Genomic DNA, 19,622 nt, shown 5'->3' with positions numbered 1-19,622 from the left:
TCTTATGGGCATGAATCTGGCGAACAAACTATTTATACTTCTGCTCTTCCTTTCCGGAATGTTTTACTTCACGGTATTGGGAGAGTCAGGTTTGGTCGTAAGGTCTACCCTAGAAACCAGTCTTTCCAGCCTTCGTTTGGATGTGGAAAGACTGGAGTATGAGAATAGACAATTAGAAGAAAGGCAAAAACTTCTACGTGATGATAAGGTCGCATTGGAGAAAGAAGCCAGAAAGTATTATCTTCTATCAGAAAACGCACAAATTATCAAATTTAGGGAGCCGGAACCAAAAGCGGAGAATCGTCCGGTCCTCGCCTCCCGTCTAATTGCTTTAAGAGCGGATCGTGATATGCCGGTCCCTCCGATCCAGTTGCTTCGCTTTTTTTACGTTTCCTTTGTAGCTTTCGTATTTATTGGAGTTTTCAGGAAATTACGGAGGAAGAAACTGGAAGAACGAACCGCTACGTAAGGGAGCCAGAATGTCCGAGACAGAAAAAATCAGCGAAGTTTTCGAAGAATTAGCCGGTAGCAAAATTTCCAAAAAGTTCATCGACCATAGAAAAATCTTTTTATGGGGTGCGGTTACGGATGAATCCGCAAAAGACATCGTAGGAAAACTTTTATACCTGGAAATGTCAGATCCTGGAAAAGAAATTACATTCTATATAAATAGTCCAGGCGGAGTTGTTACTTCAGGACTTACCATTTATGACACAATGAAGATGATCACTTCTCCTGTTCATACCGTATGTATGGGACTTGCAGCTTCCATGGGTTCTGTCCTACTCGCCGCTGGAGTCAAAGGAAAAAGATCCATTTGGCCAAACGGAAAAGTAATGATCCACCAACCAAGTATCGGAGGACAGATTGTCGCTCCTGCAACAGATCTACAGATCCATGCAGAAGAGATCCTAAAGACTAGAGCAAGATTGAATCAAATACTTGCAGAAGCTTGCGGTCATCCTGTTGAAAAGTTGGAAGAAGATACAGACAGAGACTATTATATGGATGCAGAAGAAGCGATCAAATACGGGATCGTAGATACTCTCGCAACCAAAATCGAATTCCCTAAACAAAATTAAGGTTTTATAAACTTGTCTGGTCCCTCTTCCTTAGAAGAAACCGTTCGCTCCTTTCTGGAAACTATTCCGGAAGGAGCTTCTTCTTCAGAAAAAGAAATGCCTTCCTTATTTCTGGAATTCTCCGAGTTATTATTCGAAGGCCCGGAAGATTCGTCCGAAAAAATACTAATAACCGATCTGGGTGGTTTCGAGCTGGATGAGTTTTTGAATTTCTATCTGGAAGATATGTTTCCAGACGATTCAAAGATCAGAGAAAAAGGAAAAGTTTTCCTGAAAAAGTTCAGAAAGTTCTTAGATAAAAAATCACTTTTAAAAAAAGAACAAGAAGAAGAGTGGAAAGAGTTTTTTAAAGAAAACGAAATCCGTTGATCTATGGAAGCCTCTCATTTTCGACCTAAAAGATTCGTCTCGGGCAAACACGCTCAAACTATTTACAGCACACTTTTTCCTCCTGAAAATCCGCTTAGAACTTCTTACTATTGCGAAGATATTCTTCTTACTGTAAGCGGAGAATCCGGAGATAAACTTTGGTTAGAACATAACCCTCCCGTTTCTTCTTATCGTAAGAGTGCAATTCCTTCCAACGGAACGTATATACTCATGATCCATGGAATGGAAGGTGATTCAGAAAGTTCTTATTTAGTGTCTCTAGCAACTTCCGCCTTAGAAAGAGGATACGGGGTCATCCGTATGAATCTGCGAAACTGCGGAAGAGGAAGAGGATTTGCAAGTAAGTCATATTACGCAGGTCAGTCGGAAGACTTACAAGATGTTCTGGATTATATGTATGAATATCTGAGCAAGAAGATCTATGTGTCCGGATTTTCTCTCTCCGCAAATCTGGTCCTAAAATTTTTCGGAGAATCCAGAAATCATAAGTCAATCGCATTCTCCGCAGTCTCCCCTCCTCTGGATCTTGCAAAAAACTGTGACTTTATAGATTCACTTTCCGGAAGATTTTATAGGAATCATTTTATCAGTAGTTTTAAGAAGAAGATCAAAGAAGGTATCTTGGATCTAACTCCTTTGCAGTTGGAAAATTCCAAGAAAATAAGAACTTTTTTCGATTTCGACGATATGATCACCGCTCCTTCTTTCGGATATCCTAGTGCAATGGAATATTATAAAAAGAATTCCTGTATCAATTATATCCAATCCATAACACTTCCTGGAATACTGATCCATGCGGAAGATGATCCAGTTGTTCCTTTATTCGAGTGGAATTCGATCCAATGGTCCAAACTTCCGAACTTAAAAACCATTCTGACCAAACAAGGAGGCCATGTTGGATTTGTGACCGATTCCAAACCAGACCTTCCGGACGGTCGCTGGCTTACTAAAATTCTGCTGGATTATTTCGATTCCAAATTATAATCTGCTGCCTGAAACCCGCCAAACAAGTGAATTCCAAACAAACTTCTTCCAAACCCAAAAAACCTCTCCCAGCTTCTTTCTTTATAGTGGTTTCCTATGAAAATGAAGAGGCCTATTATCGTTTGAAAGAAAAAGCGGAAGATACATTTTCGCAAGCACTCTACGAATCCAAAGCTCTTCCTAAATGGACCCATCAATTTGAGAATTTTTTAGATTCTCCTATAGGAAGATTTACTCGTATCCTTTCTCTGAAGAGAAGGATTTCCAGAGAAGAACTTCCGAGTCTCCAAAAAGAATGTACTAAATTCCAGACATCTTTGCGCAAATCGGATGAATCTATCAGAATATTACCGGGTTATCTAACTCCTTATAATTTGGTTCTAGCTTCTTTAGAAGAAGATTTGCATAGGATCTATATGTTCCATGGAGTCTTTGCTGAAATTATTTATACCTACCAAGGCCAAAAATGGATCCCGGAAAGCGCAGCCTGGGCATTTTTTAAACATCCTGAAGTTTTATACTTTTTTACTAATTTACGAGAATCTTATGTTAGCTCTTTGGAAAAACGTTAAACTCATATCATTATCTTTGCTTGTATTCGCAGCCTGCGAACCTACAGTTCTCTCCGTTAGCAATGTGGAACTTTGCGACTATTTCACGAGAGATGGAGTGTGCAGAGAACCTTCTCCCTTGAATAAAAAATATTCAGTGGATATTCCGAATGCCAAAAAGCCGAATACCTGGGAAGAATTAGGTAATTTTCTTTATTTCCATGCTCGTGAAACTCCAGGATTCATACTTCGAATGAATCGCAGAATGAGTCCGGAAGAAAGAAAACAGATCCAAGAGACCTACTTTGCAATGTACGAATTTGCCGGTGTAAAAGGTAAAATGGAAGGTTTCGAGATCGGAGAAGATTGGATCGGTTCTTTTAATTATCTAGGTTCGATGGTGAAAGAAAAACAGAAAAAAGAAAATCGTTTAGGCCAATATCCTTACGAAACTTCTATTTTTCCTACGGATTTAGAATTTACCTGGTCAGCAAAAGGGATTAAGGGTAGTACCAAAACGAAAATCGACTTTGTGTATCATGTCCTTCCTGCGGAAAAGACTCCTTAGCAGATAAAAGAATTTCCAACTTTAATCGAATAAAGTCCGTTCTTTTTCGAGTATAAATGTTATCTGTTTTTCTAAGGCAGGAATTTTATTTATAATTAAATCCCATACGATATCGTAATCCACTACAAAATATCCGTGTATTAATCGATTTCTGGTTGCGGATAACTTTTTCCACTCAATTTCCGGATACTTGCTTTTGAAAGGATCTGAAATCTTAGTCGCCGCCTCTCCGATAATTTCAATACTACGAATAAATGCCCTTTTGATGGTTTCATCGGTTAAAAATTCGTTTCGATCCAAGGTATTGGATTTTAAGTTCAAAAAATCTATTTCATCTTTGATATGATTTAGATACTCTATATCAAATTTCAATTTCCAGAGCCTCGGACATGATCGAGTTTCTGAACTTTTCAGAAAGAGAATCATCGGTCATAAGATCCACATCTTCTTCTAAGATCTTTTCCAGATGAAAGGACAGATCCATAAAATTATCGAAATTCTTCTTACCGAAATGAAACTTAACTAATAAATCCACATCGCTAGTTTCTTGGTTCTTTTTTTTTGCAACAGAGCCGAAAAGAAAAAGTTTTTCTACTCCCAAAGAACGTAACTCTTCTCTATGAGCGAAAATAATTTCTTGGACTTTCGGAGCAGTAATCATAATAAGATCGACTTTAATTCAAATCTTAATTTTCAAAAATGTCAAGACCTATTGCTTTTGTGATAATAGATGATCATAAAAGCAAAATCCTTTTTCCTAATACGTTTCGAAAATCTGTGCCGGGTTCAGGAAGATCTGTCCTATACTCAGATCCAGAGTATAATAAGCAAATACTCCCAAGACAACCGCAGAAACAACCGGGATCAAAAGATTATCATCCACTATCCCATTCCAATAAGTTCCACTGTATAATTCGGTTACTGCGGCAGCAATCACAGCCGGTAGAACTAAAATTACATTCTGCAAAAACTCACCGGAAGAAAATTGGTAGATCCCGAATTCCCTCGAACCCGACTGAACCACATAAATAAACCAAAGTCCTACGATCGTAGAAGAAAGGATAAATGCTAAGATCCCTTCTTTGGATTTTCCATTCGAAAATCTATTCTTTCCAAAATGAGTTCCCACCCAAGCAGCCATTGGATCCCCGATCACTAAGAATAATAGAGAAAGAATTGCGACATCAGGAGGGAAGAAAAATACAACTAAGGTGATTGAGAGAAAATAAGGAAAAGTTCCATTGATCCTCGACTTCTCTTCTTCTTTTAATAAAGGACCGGCTAACTTCACGAATACAGTTTGGACAATCGGAATATGGAATCTTGTCCATTCTAATAAGACCAAAAGTCCAAGACATAGAACGAGTAAAATTGTAAGAATGGCACGAGTTGCATACACGAGCAAAAATTGTCCATGGAATACATCGAAATAATAGAATGCTGGGATGATCAGCCCAAGTAAATGCCAAGCCTTTCTAAAATAATTAAAGGAAGAAGTTTTTTCAGATTTCATTTTCTATTTCCGAGAGTCCATCTTTGATCCGAGAATCAACGTTTAGAAGCCATCTTTAAAGCGGCCTCTTCGTCATTTGCGATTAGGAAAAATCCGCTTAAGCCTGCCATTTTAAAAACATTGATCACTGCTTTTGAGATATTTACAAGGACGAGTTTGTTCTTACTGGAAAAACTGGATTGGCTCACTTCTTTTAAGGCCTGGACCCCAGTGGAGGATACCAAATGTACGTCTTCCATATCCATGATGACCGGTCCCTGGCGAACCGCCAAGGAAAGCACATCCTTGAATTTTTTCTCCGTAAAGGAGTTGATAGAACCCTGCAATTTCAGAACTTGAACGCTGTCTATCTTTTCCGTTGAGATGATAATCTCGTTCAGGATCATAACTGTTCGATTCGTCAAGATACCGGAATTTCATAATAGATACAATGGTTTTTCTATTCTTCACCTCAGCTTATCTCTTTTTCAAAACCTATGGATTTCCATTCTCCGGTTCCTTGGTACTTTGTCTTACGATCGCATTTTCCCAATTCCATTCTTCTAAAACGCTTAGACCCAATCTCAATTTTTTAATATTTCCAGCTTCGATATGTGCGGTTTCCTTTTGGGATGGAACAGCTGCGGAATCCATTTTAGATTTAGTCTGCTTGAGTCTCGCGGGTATGATCTCCTCGGGGGGATTTTCTTTCTTAGGAAGTCGTTCTCCGGCGTTCAGGGAAACTTTAGGTGTTCTAATATTGGCTGGTTCTTGTATCCTTTCTTTTTCCAGAAGGGAACTTTCTCCATTTCTCATCCCTGCACTTTCCTTATTTCTAATTTTATCCATTCCGAAACAGGTTCGTATTATTATTTTAGGACTTTGTGTTTTACTTTCGGGAGTTTGGCTCTTATATGAGCCGGCTCATCCCGGTTTAGAACCTTCCCTATTTAAATCAGTACTGTTATTTTTAGGAATGTTTTGGGTTCTTTGGAAGGGAAAGAAGGATCTTCTTAGCAGTCTCTTATTTTCCACCTTCTTCTTTCTTATATGCCTATCCAAACCGGGAGAAGAGTTGATGATCCTCACCTGCGGGCTCTTTTTTTCCTACTTGCAAGAAGCAGCCTGGGGCCTAGACTCAGGAACTGAAGTTTAAAGTTCCAGGTCTTATTCCATGAAAATTAAAGTGGCACATCTATTACGCAAAACAGAAGAAATAGATCGGGACCTGACCGAACTAGGCAAGATCAAGGATAGAATTGCAGCAGACCGGGATTATTCGGAATCTTTAAAAGTATCTATTGGAGCGGAGATGGATAAGCTATCTTCTCAAAAACAAGAGATGCTTTCTATGAAGACAAAGGAAACTCCATCCGATTGGAATTCTTCCGGCAATCCTTCAGGCGCTAGGGCAGCCGAAGGACTTTACCAAGACAACGAAAAACGCCTAACTCGCGAAATATCCGTTGAAATCCAAGGTAAGAAGCAGCAACCTGCCCGAAAGACCATTCATAAATACTAGTCTTTTCGAGATCCGAAAAGAACAGGTTATATAAAACAACATGAACAAAAAAATAATCGTACTCTCCTTCCTGGCTGCATTACTCTTTCAGTGTAATTCGGACTCGGATGTATTAGCCTCTTTCAAAGGAGGAACAGTTACCAGAAAAGAACTCAGGAACTTCTACCAACTAAATACAGGCGGACGCAAACCGGAGCCGAATCATCCGACCAAAGAAGAACAAACCCAACTTCTGGAAACTTTAGGTCTTTTCAAATTGATCTCTTTGTACAATACGGAAAAGAAACTCGTATCCGAAGATGAATTAGCAGTTTTCCTAAAATACTCCAAACCACAAATGGCTGCTTCTTTCCTGCAAAGAAATTTAGCGGAGAAGTTGGAGCAAGTTGGTAAATTAAAATTTGCTTTTGTTCGAGTGATCGCAGTTTTCTCTTTTGATCCTAAAGACGAAGAAGTTACTAGACAAAGAGCGCAAAGTATTTTCGAAGGGATCCAAAAACTTTCCTCTAAAAAAGAAATCATCCAATACGTTGTAGATCATACCGATCAACCTGCATATAAAGCAGTGGGCGGATTATTAGAGCCTCAATGTTTGAATTGTGGAAATGATCCTAATCTAGTCCTTTACCAAGAAGCTGCCGAGAATGAAGGGAAATGGGTCCTAAAAGAGATCGATGACCAACTTCCTCCAGGTGCAGATCCAAAAGCTCCTAGGAAGAAAAAATTCCTGATCTTAAGAGTAGAAAGAGTAGAGACAATTTACGCTTCCAGAGTAGGAAAATTTTTCTCCAAAGAATTCGGAAAATTGAAAGTTCTCGCTAAAAAATATATCGAGACTCCAGGAATTTCCGACCAGATCAAAGCAGAAGTAAAACGTAATTATCTAGATCTGAAAGTAGATGATATCGCTCCTCGTTACGAAGACTTCATGAAAAAAAGATTCTTGTTCAGCGCAGTTAGCGAGCAAGAAGAACAATTAGTGAAAAATGCAGGTTTCGAAAAGGCGAATATCACTCAGGACAATCTGAATACTTTCAATCATGAGTCGGTTTTATTAACCAATACCAAAACAGGTGAAACCGTTAAGTTCAAAGATGTTTTGAATGAGCTGGAACAATTGGCAAAACAAAGTGGCCTAGATGCTTCTAAACTAGATGATAAGGCGAATGTGCTCCAATTTTTCAGACAACAATATATTTGGTATAAAATAGCGGATCATTCTACTGAATTGAAAGACGCTTTAGAATCCAAGGATTTCCAAGATATGTTCAATGTAATGAAACTATACATTGTGCAACCTTTAGTATTCAAAAGGGAACTTCCAAGCGATGTAACCGTTTCCGAAGCGGAAATGAGAGAGCAATATGAAGCTGCCAAAATGTTCTCTTATGCCAAATCAAATCCGAACAATCCTCAGGATAGGATCCCTATGGCTTATGGAGAAGTTAGAGAGAAAATCAAAGAAGATTTGATCCGAGCTAAAAAGCAAAACTTCGTAAGAGAGCTTACCCAAAAGCTTAAAACGGATTACCAATTCATTCTGGACTCCAGCAGATTGAAAGAAGGTAAAATCTAATCGTTTATTCTAAGTTATAGATAACTTAGATATCCCTGTTCAGTAGTCCGAAAAGGTTATAGGCCTTGATACTTCGGACTACTGACCGCGTTCTATAATTCACTAGAAAGTCTAACGCCTTTTTTTATAGATTAAGATTTCAAATGCTTGATTCTTATTCTTATCTCTCTTAGTATAAGCCCACTTTGGAAAAAATTTCTATACTTAAGTGCCTGTTGGGCATGATGGAAATTTATTCTTGAGGCAAAGTAAGGTCGTTTTAAAACGGTTAAAAAGGGGAAAAGAATGAACAACCACATCTATATGCTCCGCAAAAAACGGGGAATCAAGCAATATGATATGGCAAGGGCTCTGGGTGTATCCCCTAGCTACCTTTCCAAAATTGAAACCGGAAGCCAAGCTCCTACTGAAAAATTCAGACAGGCTTGCGCTAAATATTTGAAAACGACATTAGATAAGCTGTTCAACGAAAGTCCGGTAGAAGAGGTTTATCCCGAATTCAGCCAAGGACTTACCAATAAACTTTGGGCAAAACGCAGAGAATTGGGAATTAAACAATACGATATGGCTAAAAAATTAAAGGTCTCAACTCCTTTCCTTTCGAAAGTGGAGTTAGGACTATTAGAGCCGCCTGAAGATTTCAAGAGCATGGCTTCTAAAGTTTTAAAAATGAAAAAAGAGGAATTATTTCTACATAAAGTAGAATTCTAAATCGAACACGGGAGGTCAAACTCCCGTAAGCAATACTGCACATTCTTTTCCCTTACTATGTGCTGTACTTAGTGAAACCCCAGGTTTTTAACCCGGGGTTTTTTATTGGATGCTACTTCACAATCACGGATCCGCCTGAATAATCCAGGACGATACTCTGCCCCTCTTTGAATTCACCCTTCAGTATAAAATTACTGAGAGCGTTTCCAATTTCTCTTTGGACGAGTCGTTTCAAAGGTCTTGCTCCGTATTCAGGATCAAAACCTGCCTGCACTATATGTTTTCTTAAAGCAGGAGTAAAACTAACTGTAAGCCCATTCTCAGTCGCCTTCTTAGCCATGATCTGTAATTGAAGTTCCGCAATCTTAGCGATCATTGCCTCGTCTACGGATTTAAATAGGATCACTTCGTCCAAGCGGTTTAAGAACTCAGGTTTGAAATGTTTTTTCAATCTTTGTTCCACCATTCTTTCTTTTTCCTCTTCCGAATATTCCGTAGAACCCAAAACATCCGAGCCTAGATTAGAGGTGAGAATGATGACCGTATTCTTAAAGTCTACATTCCTTCCTTTGGAATCAGTCAACCTACCCTCATCCAAGATCTGTAAGAAGATATTGAACACTTCAGGATGAGCCTTCTCCACCTCATCGAACAGGAGCACGGAATAAGGCCTACGTCTGACTGCTTCTGTCAATTGTCCGCCTTCGTCATGTCCTATATAACCTGGAGGCGCACCTATTAGCCTGGATACGGAATGAGCTTCCATATACTCGCTCATATCTATACGAAGCATCGCATTCACATCATCGAATAAGAATTCGGACAATGCTTTTGCTGTTTCTGTTTTACCCACACCAGTAGGTCCCAAGAATAAGAATGTGCCGATAGGACGATTCGGATCTGCAATCCCCGCTCTAGATCTACGAATCGCTTCGGATAATAATTCCAGAGCGTGGTCCTGACCTATCACCTTGATCTTAAGTGAATCTTCCATTTTGAGAAGTTTCGCCTTCTCTCCTTGGAGCATCTTAGATACAGGAATTCCGGTCCAACGAGAGACTATGTTCGCAATATCTTCCTCATCTACTTCTTCTTTTAGAAGTCTACCTGAGCCTGAGATTTTTTTAAGTTCCGCGTTCGCCTTTTCCATTTCTTTGGAAAGTTCTATTAGTTTTCCATAACGTATTTCCGCGACTCTATTGATCTCCCCTCTTCTTTCCGCTTCCGCTTCCAGAACCTTGTATTTATCCGTTTCTTCTTTAATTTCCTTAATTTTGGAAATTTTAGATTTTTCCAGATCCCAACGAGCTTTTAAATTCCTAAAAAGTTCTTCCTGTTCAGAAAGTTCTTTTGCGATATTCTCTACTCTTTGTTTAGAAGCGGGATCCGTTTCTCTTTTTAAGGCTTCTTTTTCGATCTTCAAAGACTGGATCTTTTTACTTAGCTTGTCCAATTCTTCCGGCATAGAATCCATTTCTATCCTCATTTTGGAACTTGCTTCATCGATCAAGTCCACAGCCTTATCAGGAAGGAAACGATCCGCAATATAACGATTCGATAAACTGGCCGCAGCTACGATCGCGGAATCCAATATTTTAATTCCATGATGTAGTTCGTATCTATCTTTTAAACCACGGAGAATTGTAACTGTTTCTTCCACACTTGGCTCTTTTACATAAACCGGTTGGAACCTTCTTTCTAAGGCTGCGTCCTTTTCTATATACTTTTGGTATTCCTTTAAGGTTGTCGCTCCTATACAACGAAGTTCTCCCCGAGCAAGCATCGGCTTAAGCATATTAGAAGCATCCATTGCTCCTTCTTGCGCGCCTGCTCCAACGAGTGTATGGATCTCGTCTATGAATAGTATGATATTCCCGTCACTGTGTTTTACTTCGTCGAGTGTCGCTTTTAGTCTTTCTTCAAATTCTCCCCGATATTTTGCGCCTGCTATCATGGCGCCCAGATCCAAGGCGTAGATCGTTTTGGTCTTAATTCCTTCCGGAACTTCTCCTTGGATGATCTTACCTGCGAGTCCTTCTACGATTGCAGTTTTACCGACACCAGGTTCTCCGATAAGCACCGGGTTATTCTTGGTCCTGCGAGATAGAACTTGGATCGTCCTTCTTATCTCCTCATCCCGTCCAATAACCGGATCCAGCTTGCCTAGTTTTGCCAGCTCGTTTAGGTTTTTTGCATATTTCTTTAAGGCATCCGCCTTGTTTTCCGGAGTATCATCCATGATAGGTTGTCCTTTTCTGAGTTCTAACACTGCTTTTAATAATTTAGGATAATCTAGTCCTAATCGATTGAATTCTTGGCGAAGTGAAGAAGTACCATTCTTCAAGAATGCCAAGAGAACATGGTCCGTAGAAAGATATTCATCCTTCAATTCGGTCCTGATCTTGTCCGAAGATTGCAGAAGAGTGATCGCGGCCCGGGAAAATCCCTTTTCGGAATGACCTTCTACCTTAGGAAATCTTGTGATCGCTTCTTCCGTTTTGCGTCGGAACTCCGGTAGATTCAAACCCAGCTTGGAAAACAAAGGAGGAGCAAACCCATCTCCTTGATTTAGGATCTGAGCGACGATATGTTCCTCTTGTATTTCCGGGTTCTTATCATAAGAGCTTTGTGCGCCTGAAAGAGCCTCATTCAATTTTAATGTGATCTTATCTAGTTTCATCTTTGTCCGAATCCATTCTGTATCCGAGTTAGTACTTAGACTGGTCTGACCAGAAGTTATCCTAATTTTTCTGCCAGAAAGTCAGAGACGATTTTATCCCCATTATGTCCCGTTTTTTTCCATTCCTAAATTCGAATTCGTTTTGACAAGGAGGTATGTTCCACTGGGATTATAGTCCATTCCCTTTTCGGACAGGTGTTAAGTCCGAAATCCCTAAAAGTCGGAACAACCCTAGATGACTAAAGAACCGCCCAAGGAAAGCTGGAAATCCCGTACTGGACTCATATTAACCGTTGCGTCAGGAGCAATCGGACTCGGAAATTTCCTCCGATTTCCAGGACAAGCAGTACAGAATGGAGGAGGAGCCTTCCTTCTCCCCTATATCATCAGTTTTATCCTGGTTGGAATTCCTGTATGTATCACCGAATGGGTGATGGGAAGAATGGGTGGCGAACAAGGCCATAGTTTCCCGAATCTATTCCGAGCTTATCTTTCCGGTGTTCCTCTTAGACTACTTGGAGCGATAGGTGTTACCATTCCTTTATTGATATATGTCTATTATGTTTTTGTGGAAGCATGGTGTCTTGCTTACGCTTTCGATTTTGTAACTGGTGGTATCAGTTTAAATTCAGGGAATGGGGATCTGAATTCTCTTATCCAAAATTCTTCCAATCATTTCCATACATTGGTGGGAGCAAAAGAGAATGGAAGTGCAGTCCAAGGTAAAATTTTTTACGCCACACTCGCCTGCTTTTTAATGAATTTTATTTTAGTGTATAGAGGGATTGCAAAAGGTCTGGAAGTATTCGCTAAGATCGCGGTTCCTTCCATGCTCATATGTTCAGTCATAGTCCTTGTAAGAGTATTAACTTTAGATAATATAGAGTTGGGGCTTGCGCAGATGTGGAACCCGAATTGGTCCGCATTGGGAGAGGCTAAGGTTTGGATATCTGCAGCTGGCCAGATCTTTTTTACTTTATCGGCCGGTTTTGGGATCGCTTTGGTATTTTCCAGTTATCTTAAAAAAGAGAATGATGTGATCTTATCTTCCGTTTCTGCAGCTTCTCTAAATGAATTTGTAGAAGTTGCGTTTGGTGGAATGATCACAATCCCAGTTGCATTTTTGTTCTTAGGAGTATCCGCTACTTCTTTCGGAACATTCGGGATGGGATTTATCGCGCTGCCTTCCGTGTTTGCATTAATGCCTGGAGGTTCCTTTTTTGGAGCCATCTGGTATTTTGTATTATTCTTAGCAGCACTCACCTCTTCCGTAACAATGTTACAACCTGTGATCGTATTTTTGGAAGAAGCTTTTCATATCAGAAGAAGGACTTCCAGTTTTATACTTTTCCTTTTTACATTCGGGCTTTCTTTCCCGATCTTGTATTTTAATAAAAACTTCAATGCGCTAGACCAAGCGGATTTCTGGGTAGGAACGGTTCTTATCTATATATTAGCAACCTTACAGATAGTAATTTTCGGTTGGGTAATAGGAGCTAAAAAAGGTTTGGAAGAAGGTCATAAGGGCGCTCATGCCCACCTTCCTAAGTTTTTCTGGTGGGTGATCCAATATATCACACCTGCCTTCTTACTCATCGTATTCGGAATGTTCCTATATCAAAACTTAGGATCTTATATCAATAAGATGGATGTGGACTGGATGATCGCAAACGCTCCTGCTGGAACGGGCGCAGAAGAAGCGAAATTCCAAGCCCTCATCTCTCGTTACGTATTTCTGGCAATCCTCGCAGTATTTGGATTAATATATCTACTCGTTCATTTCAGCTTGAAGGGCAAAGAAGAATCTAAGGATAAATCCACGAACAAAGTGCTACCAATCTTTTTAGGAAGTTTTATACTGATCCTGGCATTCTTTATGAATATCTTCCCATACAAAGAAACCCCCTCTATCAAACAGGCTTTCGGTTCGGTTTCTCCAGAATTAACTTTGGATGGAACACTTATCATGTGGGTTTCTTTAGGTTTAGTAACCCTTCTATCCTTATATTGTGTGATCAAACTTTTCCGAACCAGGGAAGCGTGAGTACCTTTGAGTAGAGTAGAAGAACAATTCAAAAAACTTTCTAAACTCTGGCCTGATTTCGAATCCAGATCGGGTCAGATCCAGATGGCAAATAGTGTAGAACAAGCGTTTGCCAGTTCGGAACATTTGATTGTAGAAGCAGGAACGGGCGTAGGAAAATCATTAGCCTATTTGATCCCGGCGGCAATCAGCGCCTTAGAAGGAGAAGAGATAGTAGTCATCTCCACTGAAACGAAAGCACTACAAGACCAGCTCATCCGGAAAGATATCCCTCTTGTTTCCCAAATTTTGGGACAAGAAGTGAAAGCTGAAATTGCAATGGGAGCTTCCAACTACGTTTGTAAAAGAAAATTAGGAAATGTCCTCACACAAGGAACCTTCGGCCCCGAGATGATGGAACATTTAAATTCTTTTAAGGAATGGGTAAACGAATCAGAATCAGGAAGAAGGCAAGAATATGATGGATATGCCTCTCCCGATTTTTGGTCCAAGGTAACAAGAGAAGCGGATTCTTGTTTAGGAAGAAGTTGCCCGAACTTCTCCCATTCTTTTTATTTTTTAGAAAGAGCTAAATGGCAGAAATCAAATCTGTTGATCGTAAACCATTCTTTACTCGCGGCTCATATAGCATCCGATTTTAATATTCTACCTGATTTCAAAAAGATCGTAGTGGATGAGGCTCATAATTTCCCTGAAGTTTTAGGGAACGCATTCAGAATAGAATTATCTTCTTTAGAGATCCAAAAACTTTTACAAGGTGTTTGGAATTCTCAGAAAAAATCAGGCTTGGGAGCAAGACTCAATTCTCCTAAGATAAATGATTTAACAAATCTTGCAGGAGAAAAACTTTTCCTTTGTTTTAATAAGGTAGTGGGAGAACTTCCACTCAACTTCTACGGTTCACAAAGAATTCGTAGGCCTTTAAAGATGGACGGAGGAGAATTAGAAGCTGCATTAGATTCTTTGCAAGAAGCGCTACTTATAGAATTAAAAAAATATTCTAAAGATAGCGACGAGATAGAGGAAAAAGAGATCGCGATGGAGATAGAAATGTCTTCAGGTCGTATCGGACAGATCGCAGAAGGTTTACATCTTTTCCGTACAATGGATGAAGGAGAAAGAGTATATTGGGCGGATCCACCGAATACCAGAACAAAGGAAATGTTCCCTAAACTTTTGACCCAACCCTTAAAGTCTGAAACAATACTACGAGAAGTGTTAGAACCTAGAACTGAAAGTATTGTATTCACTTCCGCCACACTTTCTACTAATAAGGGTGATCTCAGTTATTTTGCAGATCGGATCGGGAGATTACCTTCTCGATCTAAACTTGTGGCTTCTCCTTTTCCTTATGAGAAAAATGCACTTTTGTTTTTGCCTAAAGATATCAAGGACGCAACAGAATCTGCGGAAAGAAATGCGGCTGACCTTTCCCGTTATATCTTAAAACTCATCGAGCTGACTAAAGGTGGAGCATTCGTTTTATTTACTTCAAATAAATCTTTAAATGAAATTATCGAAACAATCAGACCTCTTACAGACCTGCCAATAATCTCCCAATTGGAAATGGGACCGGAGGCTGCTAAGAATCGGTTTTTAGCAGAAAAGGATGCGGTACTTTTTGGGGTATCTTCTTTCTGGCAGGGAGTGGATATCAGAGGTGATAAACTCAGATCCGTGATCCTAACAAAACTTCCCTTCCAACCTCCAAATGATCCGGTTTTGGAAGCAAGAAGTGAAAAATTGAAAGAAAAAGGTGGAAATCCTTTCAAGGATCTACAACTTCCTTACGCTACCACAGTTCTTAAACAAGGTTTTGGAAGACTAATCCGTTCTGAAAAAGATACAGGAATTGTAAGTTTACTGGATTCTCGTATTTGGACCAAGTCATATGGAACAGATCTGATCAATTCTCTTCCTCCCGCAAAGCGGATCTCCGAATGGAACCAATTAAAATTAGAATATTCTAAACTTCCCAATTACTCTTCCGGAGAAGCCGTATGAAACGTAAGTCGTTACTGATCTTCTTTTTGATTTCTGGTCTTTCTATTTTTGCTTGGGAGTCCAAGGACAAAACAGAAACGATCGTGAATTGGAGAACCGGGGAGATCAGTAAAACTGTAGAAGTCAAACTTCCTAAAATTGTATTCCACCCGGATGATCCGGATTATAATAAGATCGGAACCGCCAAAAATATAACTGAAGCCAGAAATATCGCGAAAGAGACCGCAAAAGAAGAAATTAAAAAATACTTATATAGAAGTATGGAAAATCTAAAATTGGATTCTAATCTTCTTCTCCGGGAAAAAATAGCACAGGATGAATCCTTTCGAGAGATTTTTCAAGAGATCTATGAAAAGGAACCGATCGAGATCCATAATCAGTTCAAAGGAAATCATTTAGTCGCAACCGGTATTCTTTCCTTAAAAGGAAAGAAAGGAATTCTTTCTCATATCACTCTACCCTATTCTTCCGAAAATTTTCCGGAAGCTCACCCGATCCATAACCCGGCAGATTCTTATACGGGACTGATCGTGGATGCTAGGCATTTAGAAGTGGTGCCTGCTTTATTTTCTGAGATCAGAGATGAGGATGGAGTCGGGATCTATTCTCCTCTATTTGTTAAAAAAAGTTCCATAGTGAATTACGGATATATTCGCTATTTTTCTAAAGTGCAAGACGCAATGAGGGAAGAAATAACAGGTTATAAACCTCTTTTGACTACCGCTTTAGGTGTTTCTGGAAAATTGGGAGCAGACCTTGTAATCTCCAATGAAGATGCGGAGAAGGTCTTGGCCTCCCCTAAATCCAGGGAGGCTCTTTTGAAAGGAAGGGTTATCGTGATTCTACGGAAACCAGAGAAGTAAATACCTCTTCCGCCTTTTTATAAGACTCAGAGAATAAATACGCATATCCCAGATCTAAAAGTTCCATTCTAGAAAGTTCTTTTTTTCTCGCTTCGTATTTAGGAATATTTTTGATCCTATCAGAATACTCGGTCACTTTATCTTCAAAGGAAGGAATCTCGCCTGCACCAGGAAGTTTTTCCAGGATATTACAAGCTTCTTCGAATTTTCCTATATGAACAAAACATAATCCTAAAGCCGCCAGAACGTCTCTGTCTTCTTTCAGGGTTTCAGAATTTTCTTTGAATACTTTAAGAGCTTCTTCGAATTTTCTTAAATGATAAAGGGAGAAAAATTCCAGTTTGGAAAAATATCCATCTGTCCAGAGAGCCTTATATCTTTGGATCAGATCCGCGCATGCTTTGTGGGCTCCCACTTCTTCGCATGCCTTGATCCCAGTTGTTAAGATAGAATAGGATACAGGACTGGAAGATGCCTTGAAGTATTCGTGAAATAATACTGCGGCCTCTTTCGCATTTCCCTTTGCTCTATGCAAATATGCACCGAGTAAAGGTGTTAGGACCGTTTTTCCTTCTAATGGAAAATTATTGGCAGTATTTGTTTCCGTTTCGAATTCGCAAACCGCTCTTAAATGATTTAAGAACACGTTTTTCGGATTCTTCTCCGCTAATTTGGATACTTCCTCGTACGCTCCCGTTTCAAAGAGTTCCCAAGCGGACTCTTCCAAGGAAAGCTGTGTGGAAAGGGCGGAACTTTTAGCCATACGATACCTCTATTTTTGGTATCGGCCGGTCGCGATTTTTTCTGCGATTTTTTTTAGCCCAAAGAAGTTTTGCACGGAGAACACAGAGTCCACGGCGTTAAAAAATGAAAGCTCTGTGTTCTTTGTGAGCTCTGTGCGAAATTAGTCCTTATGGATATAATCTCTCCATCATACGAGGGAAAGGTATACATTCACGGACATGTTGAAGACCGCAGATCCAAGCGATCAATCGTTCTGTTCCGAGCCCAAAACCTGAATGTGGAACGGAGCCGTATTTTCTAAGCTCCAAGTACCATTCATAAGATTCCACAGGTAGGTTTTCTTCTTCTAGCCTTTTAGTGATATTTTCGTAACTTTCTTCTCTTTCGGAGCCGCCTATGATCTCCCCCACTCCGTCGGGAGCGATCAAGTCAGCGTTAAGAACTGTTCTAGGATCTTCAGGGTTGACCTTCATATAGAACGCTTTTGCTTCTCTTGGATATTTTTGGATAAAAACAGGTCCGCCAAATTTTTGGCAGAGCATCTGTTCTCTTTCCGAATTGATATCATCTCCCCAAGCGATATCTTCTCCCTGGGATTGAAGGTATTCTAGTGCTTCTTTATAATCGATAAGAGCAAACGGTTTAGAGATATAATCTAATAATGGAGAAGGGTCTCTTTCCAAAACTTTCAGTTCAGGCAAACAAGAAGAAACAGTTTCTTTGATAACTGTTTTTACGAAGTCTTCCTGCAATTTTAAGTTTTCTGCATGTGTTAAAAATGCAGTTTCCGCTTCTACCATCCAGAATTCCGTTAAATGTCTTCTGGTTTTGCTCTTCTCCGCTCTGAATGTCGGTCCATAACAATATACTTTGTTATGAGCGAATATTGCAGTTTCTAAATATAATTGTCCGGTTTGGGCAAGGTAAGCATTTCCAAGATCGAAATATTCTGTAGAAAATAATGTTCCTGCAGATTCTCCGATGGAACCGGTTAGAATCGGAGTATCGATCAAGGTGAATTGGTTATTATGGAAATATTTTCTGATCTGGTAAGAAAGTTCACTTCGTACCTTTATGATCGCAAGCTGCTTACTGGAACGTAACCAAAGATGTCTTTGAGAAAGTAAGAAGTCAATTCCATGTTCTTTGGGAGTGATCGGATAATTTTCCGATTCTCCCACCTTCTTGAAAGAAGAAAGAACCAATTCAAATCCTATGGGAGACTTTTCATTCTCCACTAATTTGCCGATTACCTCGACAGAAGTTTCCTGTTTGAGATGTTTGATCTCAGAAAACAGATCTTCTCCTATAATTTCTTTTTCCGCGAGCACCTGTAATATCTTTCCGGAATTTCTCAGACTTAAAAATTGTCTGGCGTTAGATCCTCTCAAACCGTGAACCCAACCTTGGATACGTACGGTCTGGTTTACATGTTCCTGCAAACGATTTAGGTCAATGGTGGAAACTTCGGACATGATCCTATTTTAAGCAATCTACCCGACTGAAAAGGATTATTTTCGGATGACATCGGGACCGGAAGCTAAATCCTGAACCCATGACTGCGATTTTACTGGATGGCAAAAAACTTTCCCAAAAGATAAAAGATTCTATCGCCGAAGAGATCAAAACTCTCGTGGCTTCCGGAAAAAAGCCCCCGAAACTTGCAACCATCCTGGTAGGAAGTGATCCAGCTTCCGCCACTTATGTGAATATGAAAGTCAAGTCCTGCCACGCGGTGGGAATGATTTCCGAAAAAATTGAACTTCCTGAAACGACGACCACCCAGGAATTACTTGCAGTCATTGATCGCCTGAACGCGGACCCGGACACTCACGGAATTCTTCTACAACATCCTACCCCTCCTCAGATTGATGAAAGAGCGGCATTCGATAGGATCGATTTGAAGAAAGATGTGGACGGAGTTACTACATTATCCTTCGGGAAATTGTCCATGGGAGTAGAAACCTATCTGCCATGTACTCCGTATGGTATGGTGCTTCTTCTTAAAGAATACGGGATTGATCCTGCAGGGAAAAGAGCCGTGGTCGTAGGACGTTCTCCTATTTTGGGAAAACCTATGGCTATGCTTCTTACAGAAATGAACGCAACTGTCACTCTCTGCCATTCCAGAACCCAAAACCTACCCGAAATCGTGGCCCAAGCAGATATCATTGTAGGTGCAGTTGGAAAACCTGAATTTATTAAAGCAGATTGGATCAAACCGGGATCGGTATTATTGGATGCCGGTTATAATGCTGGAAACGTAGGTGATATCGAAATTTCCAAAGCCTGGGAAAAATCCTCTCATTATACTCCTGTTCCGGGAGGTGTAGGACCCATGACAATTTCTGTCCTACTTCTCCAGACATTGTATTCCGCAAAAGATCACTTTACACCCCCGTTGAAATGAA

General features: G+C 40.0%; 22 protein-coding genes. 14 read left to right on the top strand and 8 right to left on the bottom strand.

Annotation, left to right across the window (positions count from 1 at the left end; all coding sequences use genetic code 11):
- Window positions 1-4: 4 nt before the first annotated feature.
- The 6 genes from EHO65_RS12500 to lcpA are packed head-to-tail and all read left to right on the top strand — an operon-like array spanning window position 5 to window position 3,575.
- Window positions 5-469: an FtsB family cell division protein gene (locus EHO65_RS12500; protein ID WP_208744080.1), complete on the top strand. Its 465-nt coding sequence runs from the start codon at window positions 5-7 to the stop codon at window positions 467-469.
- 10 nt (window positions 470-479) lie between these two features.
- Window positions 480-1,082 (top strand): ClpP family protease, encoded by a 603-nt coding sequence (locus EHO65_RS12495; RefSeq protein WP_135774782.1) that lies wholly within the window; start codon window positions 480-482, stop codon window positions 1,080-1,082.
- A gap of 12 nt (window positions 1,083-1,094) precedes the next feature.
- Window positions 1,095-1,451, top strand: coding sequence for a hypothetical protein (locus EHO65_RS12490; protein ID WP_135774780.1), 357 nt, complete (start codon window positions 1,095-1,097; stop codon window positions 1,449-1,451).
- A 3-nt stretch (window positions 1,452-1,454) separates the two neighbouring features.
- Window positions 1,455-2,456, top strand: a complete 1,002-nt coding sequence (locus tag EHO65_RS12485) for a YheT family hydrolase (RefSeq protein WP_135774779.1) — start codon at window positions 1,455-1,457, stop codon at window positions 2,454-2,456.
- A 26-nt stretch (window positions 2,457-2,482) separates the two neighbouring features.
- Window positions 2,483-3,028, top strand: a complete 546-nt coding sequence (locus EHO65_RS12480; RefSeq protein ID WP_135774777.1) for a DUF4416 family protein — start codon at window positions 2,483-2,485, stop codon at window positions 3,026-3,028.
- Window positions 3,003-3,575 carry a complement regulator-acquiring protein LcpA gene (gene lcpA, locus EHO65_RS12475; protein ID WP_135774775.1) on the top strand — a complete coding sequence of 191 codons (573 nt, stop codon included), beginning with the start codon at window positions 3,003-3,005 and terminating at the stop codon, window positions 3,573-3,575. The genes EHO65_RS12480 and lcpA overlap by 26 nt, the downstream gene beginning before the upstream one ends.
- Window positions 3,576-3,596: 21 nt before the next feature.
- Here the strand turns inward: lcpA and EHO65_RS12470 are convergent, their stop codons facing one another.
- The 5 genes from EHO65_RS12470 to EHO65_RS20055 all read right to left on the bottom strand — a co-directional run bounded on the left by EHO65_RS12470 (window position 3,597) and on the right by EHO65_RS20055 (window position 5,721).
- Window positions 3,597-3,947: a HepT-like ribonuclease domain-containing protein gene (locus tag EHO65_RS12470; RefSeq protein WP_135774773.1), complete on the bottom strand. Its 351-nt coding sequence runs from the start codon at window positions 3,945-3,947 to the stop codon at window positions 3,597-3,599.
- A complete protein-coding gene (locus EHO65_RS12465; protein WP_208744078.1) occupies window positions 3,937-4,236 on the bottom strand; it encodes a nucleotidyltransferase family protein in 300 nt (99 codons plus the stop codon). Before EHO65_RS12465 ends, EHO65_RS12470 begins: the two co-directional genes overlap by 11 nt.
- A gap of 96 nt (window positions 4,237-4,332) precedes the next feature.
- Complete coding sequence (locus EHO65_RS12460) at window positions 4,333-5,088, bottom strand: diacylglycerol/polyprenol kinase family protein (RefSeq protein WP_135774771.1); 756 nt, start codon at window positions 5,086-5,088, stop codon at window positions 4,333-4,335.
- Window positions 5,089-5,123: 35 nt separating this feature from the next.
- Entirely contained in the window at window positions 5,124-5,474 is a 351-nt protein-coding gene (locus EHO65_RS12455) for an STAS domain-containing protein (RefSeq protein ID WP_008590048.1), read from the bottom strand.
- Between the two features lie 88 nt (window positions 5,475-5,562).
- Window positions 5,563-5,721, bottom strand: a complete 159-nt coding sequence (locus EHO65_RS20055; RefSeq protein ID WP_244243527.1) for a hypothetical protein — start codon at window positions 5,719-5,721, stop codon at window positions 5,563-5,565.
- Window positions 5,722-5,752: 31 nt separating this feature from the next.
- Here EHO65_RS20055 and EHO65_RS12450 point away from each other — a divergent pair, with 31 nt between their 5' ends.
- The 4 genes from EHO65_RS12450 (at window position 5,753) to EHO65_RS12435 (ending at window position 8,876) form a co-directional block, all read left to right on the top strand.
- Window positions 5,753-6,223, top strand: coding sequence for a hypothetical protein (locus EHO65_RS12450; protein ID WP_244243526.1), 471 nt, complete (start codon window positions 5,753-5,755; stop codon window positions 6,221-6,223).
- An 18-nt stretch (window positions 6,224-6,241) separates the two neighbouring features.
- Window positions 6,242-6,589 carry a hypothetical protein gene (locus tag EHO65_RS12445; RefSeq protein WP_086448955.1) on the top strand — a complete coding sequence of 116 codons (348 nt, stop codon included), beginning with the start codon at window positions 6,242-6,244 and terminating at the stop codon, window positions 6,587-6,589.
- 40 nt (window positions 6,590-6,629) lie between these two features.
- Window positions 6,630-8,165 (top strand): LIC12015 family putative lipoprotein, encoded by a 1,536-nt coding sequence (locus EHO65_RS12440; protein ID WP_135774767.1) that lies wholly within the window; start codon window positions 6,630-6,632, stop codon window positions 8,163-8,165.
- A gap of 303 nt (window positions 8,166-8,468) precedes the next feature.
- On the top strand, window positions 8,469-8,876 hold the full coding sequence (locus EHO65_RS12435; RefSeq protein WP_010515694.1) for a helix-turn-helix domain-containing protein: 408 nt from the start codon (window positions 8,469-8,471) through the stop codon (window positions 8,874-8,876).
- 112 nt (window positions 8,877-8,988) lie between these two features.
- Here the strand turns inward: EHO65_RS12435 and clpB are convergent, their stop codons facing one another.
- Window positions 8,989-11,556, bottom strand: coding sequence for an ATP-dependent chaperone ClpB (gene clpB / locus EHO65_RS12430; RefSeq protein ID WP_135774765.1), 2,568 nt, complete (start codon window positions 11,554-11,556; stop codon window positions 8,989-8,991).
- Between the two features lie 235 nt (window positions 11,557-11,791).
- On the opposite strand from clpB, the gene EHO65_RS12425 reads away from it, so the two are divergent.
- The 3 genes from EHO65_RS12425 to EHO65_RS12415 are packed head-to-tail and all read left to right on the top strand — an operon-like array spanning window position 11,792 to window position 16,467.
- On the top strand, window positions 11,792-13,600 hold the full coding sequence (locus EHO65_RS12425) for a sodium-dependent transporter (protein WP_135774763.1): 1,809 nt from the start codon (window positions 11,792-11,794) through the stop codon (window positions 13,598-13,600).
- Between the two features lie 6 nt (window positions 13,601-13,606).
- Window positions 13,607-15,604, top strand: coding sequence for an ATP-dependent DNA helicase (locus tag EHO65_RS12420; RefSeq protein WP_135774761.1), 1,998 nt, complete (start codon window positions 13,607-13,609; stop codon window positions 15,602-15,604).
- On the top strand, window positions 15,601-16,467 hold the full coding sequence (locus EHO65_RS12415; RefSeq protein WP_135774759.1) for a hypothetical protein: 867 nt from the start codon (window positions 15,601-15,603) through the stop codon (window positions 16,465-16,467). Before EHO65_RS12420 ends, EHO65_RS12415 begins: the two co-directional genes overlap by 4 nt.
- On the opposite strand, the gene EHO65_RS12410 is transcribed toward EHO65_RS12415, so the two are convergent.
- Window positions 16,436-17,230 carry a tetratricopeptide repeat protein gene (locus tag EHO65_RS12410; RefSeq protein WP_135774757.1) on the bottom strand — a complete coding sequence of 265 codons (795 nt, stop codon included), beginning with the start codon at window positions 17,228-17,230 and terminating at the stop codon, window positions 16,436-16,438. The genes EHO65_RS12415 and EHO65_RS12410 overlap by 32 nt on opposite strands.
- Before the next feature lie 148 nt (window positions 17,231-17,378).
- Window positions 17,379-18,686: an asparagine--tRNA ligase gene (asnS, locus tag EHO65_RS12405; RefSeq protein ID WP_135774755.1), complete on the bottom strand. Its 1,308-nt coding sequence runs from the start codon at window positions 18,684-18,686 to the stop codon at window positions 17,379-17,381.
- Between the two features lie 80 nt (window positions 18,687-18,766).
- Here asnS and folD point away from each other — a divergent pair, with 80 nt between their 5' ends.
- On the top strand, window positions 18,767-19,621 hold the full coding sequence (folD, locus tag EHO65_RS12400) for a bifunctional methylenetetrahydrofolate dehydrogenase/methenyltetrahydrofolate cyclohydrolase FolD (protein ID WP_135774753.1): 855 nt from the start codon (window positions 18,767-18,769) through the stop codon (window positions 19,619-19,621).
- The last annotated feature ends 1 nt before the right edge of the window (window position 19,622 follow it).

The sequence above is a fragment of the Leptospira andrefontaineae genome (genome assembly GCF_004770105.1).
Classification (GTDB): domain Bacteria; phylum Spirochaetota; class Leptospiria; order Leptospirales; family Leptospiraceae; genus Leptospira_B; species Leptospira_B andrefontaineae.
The sequence above is the reverse complement of the archived record's forward strand: the minus strand, read 5'-3'. Positions and strand labels throughout refer to the sequence as shown.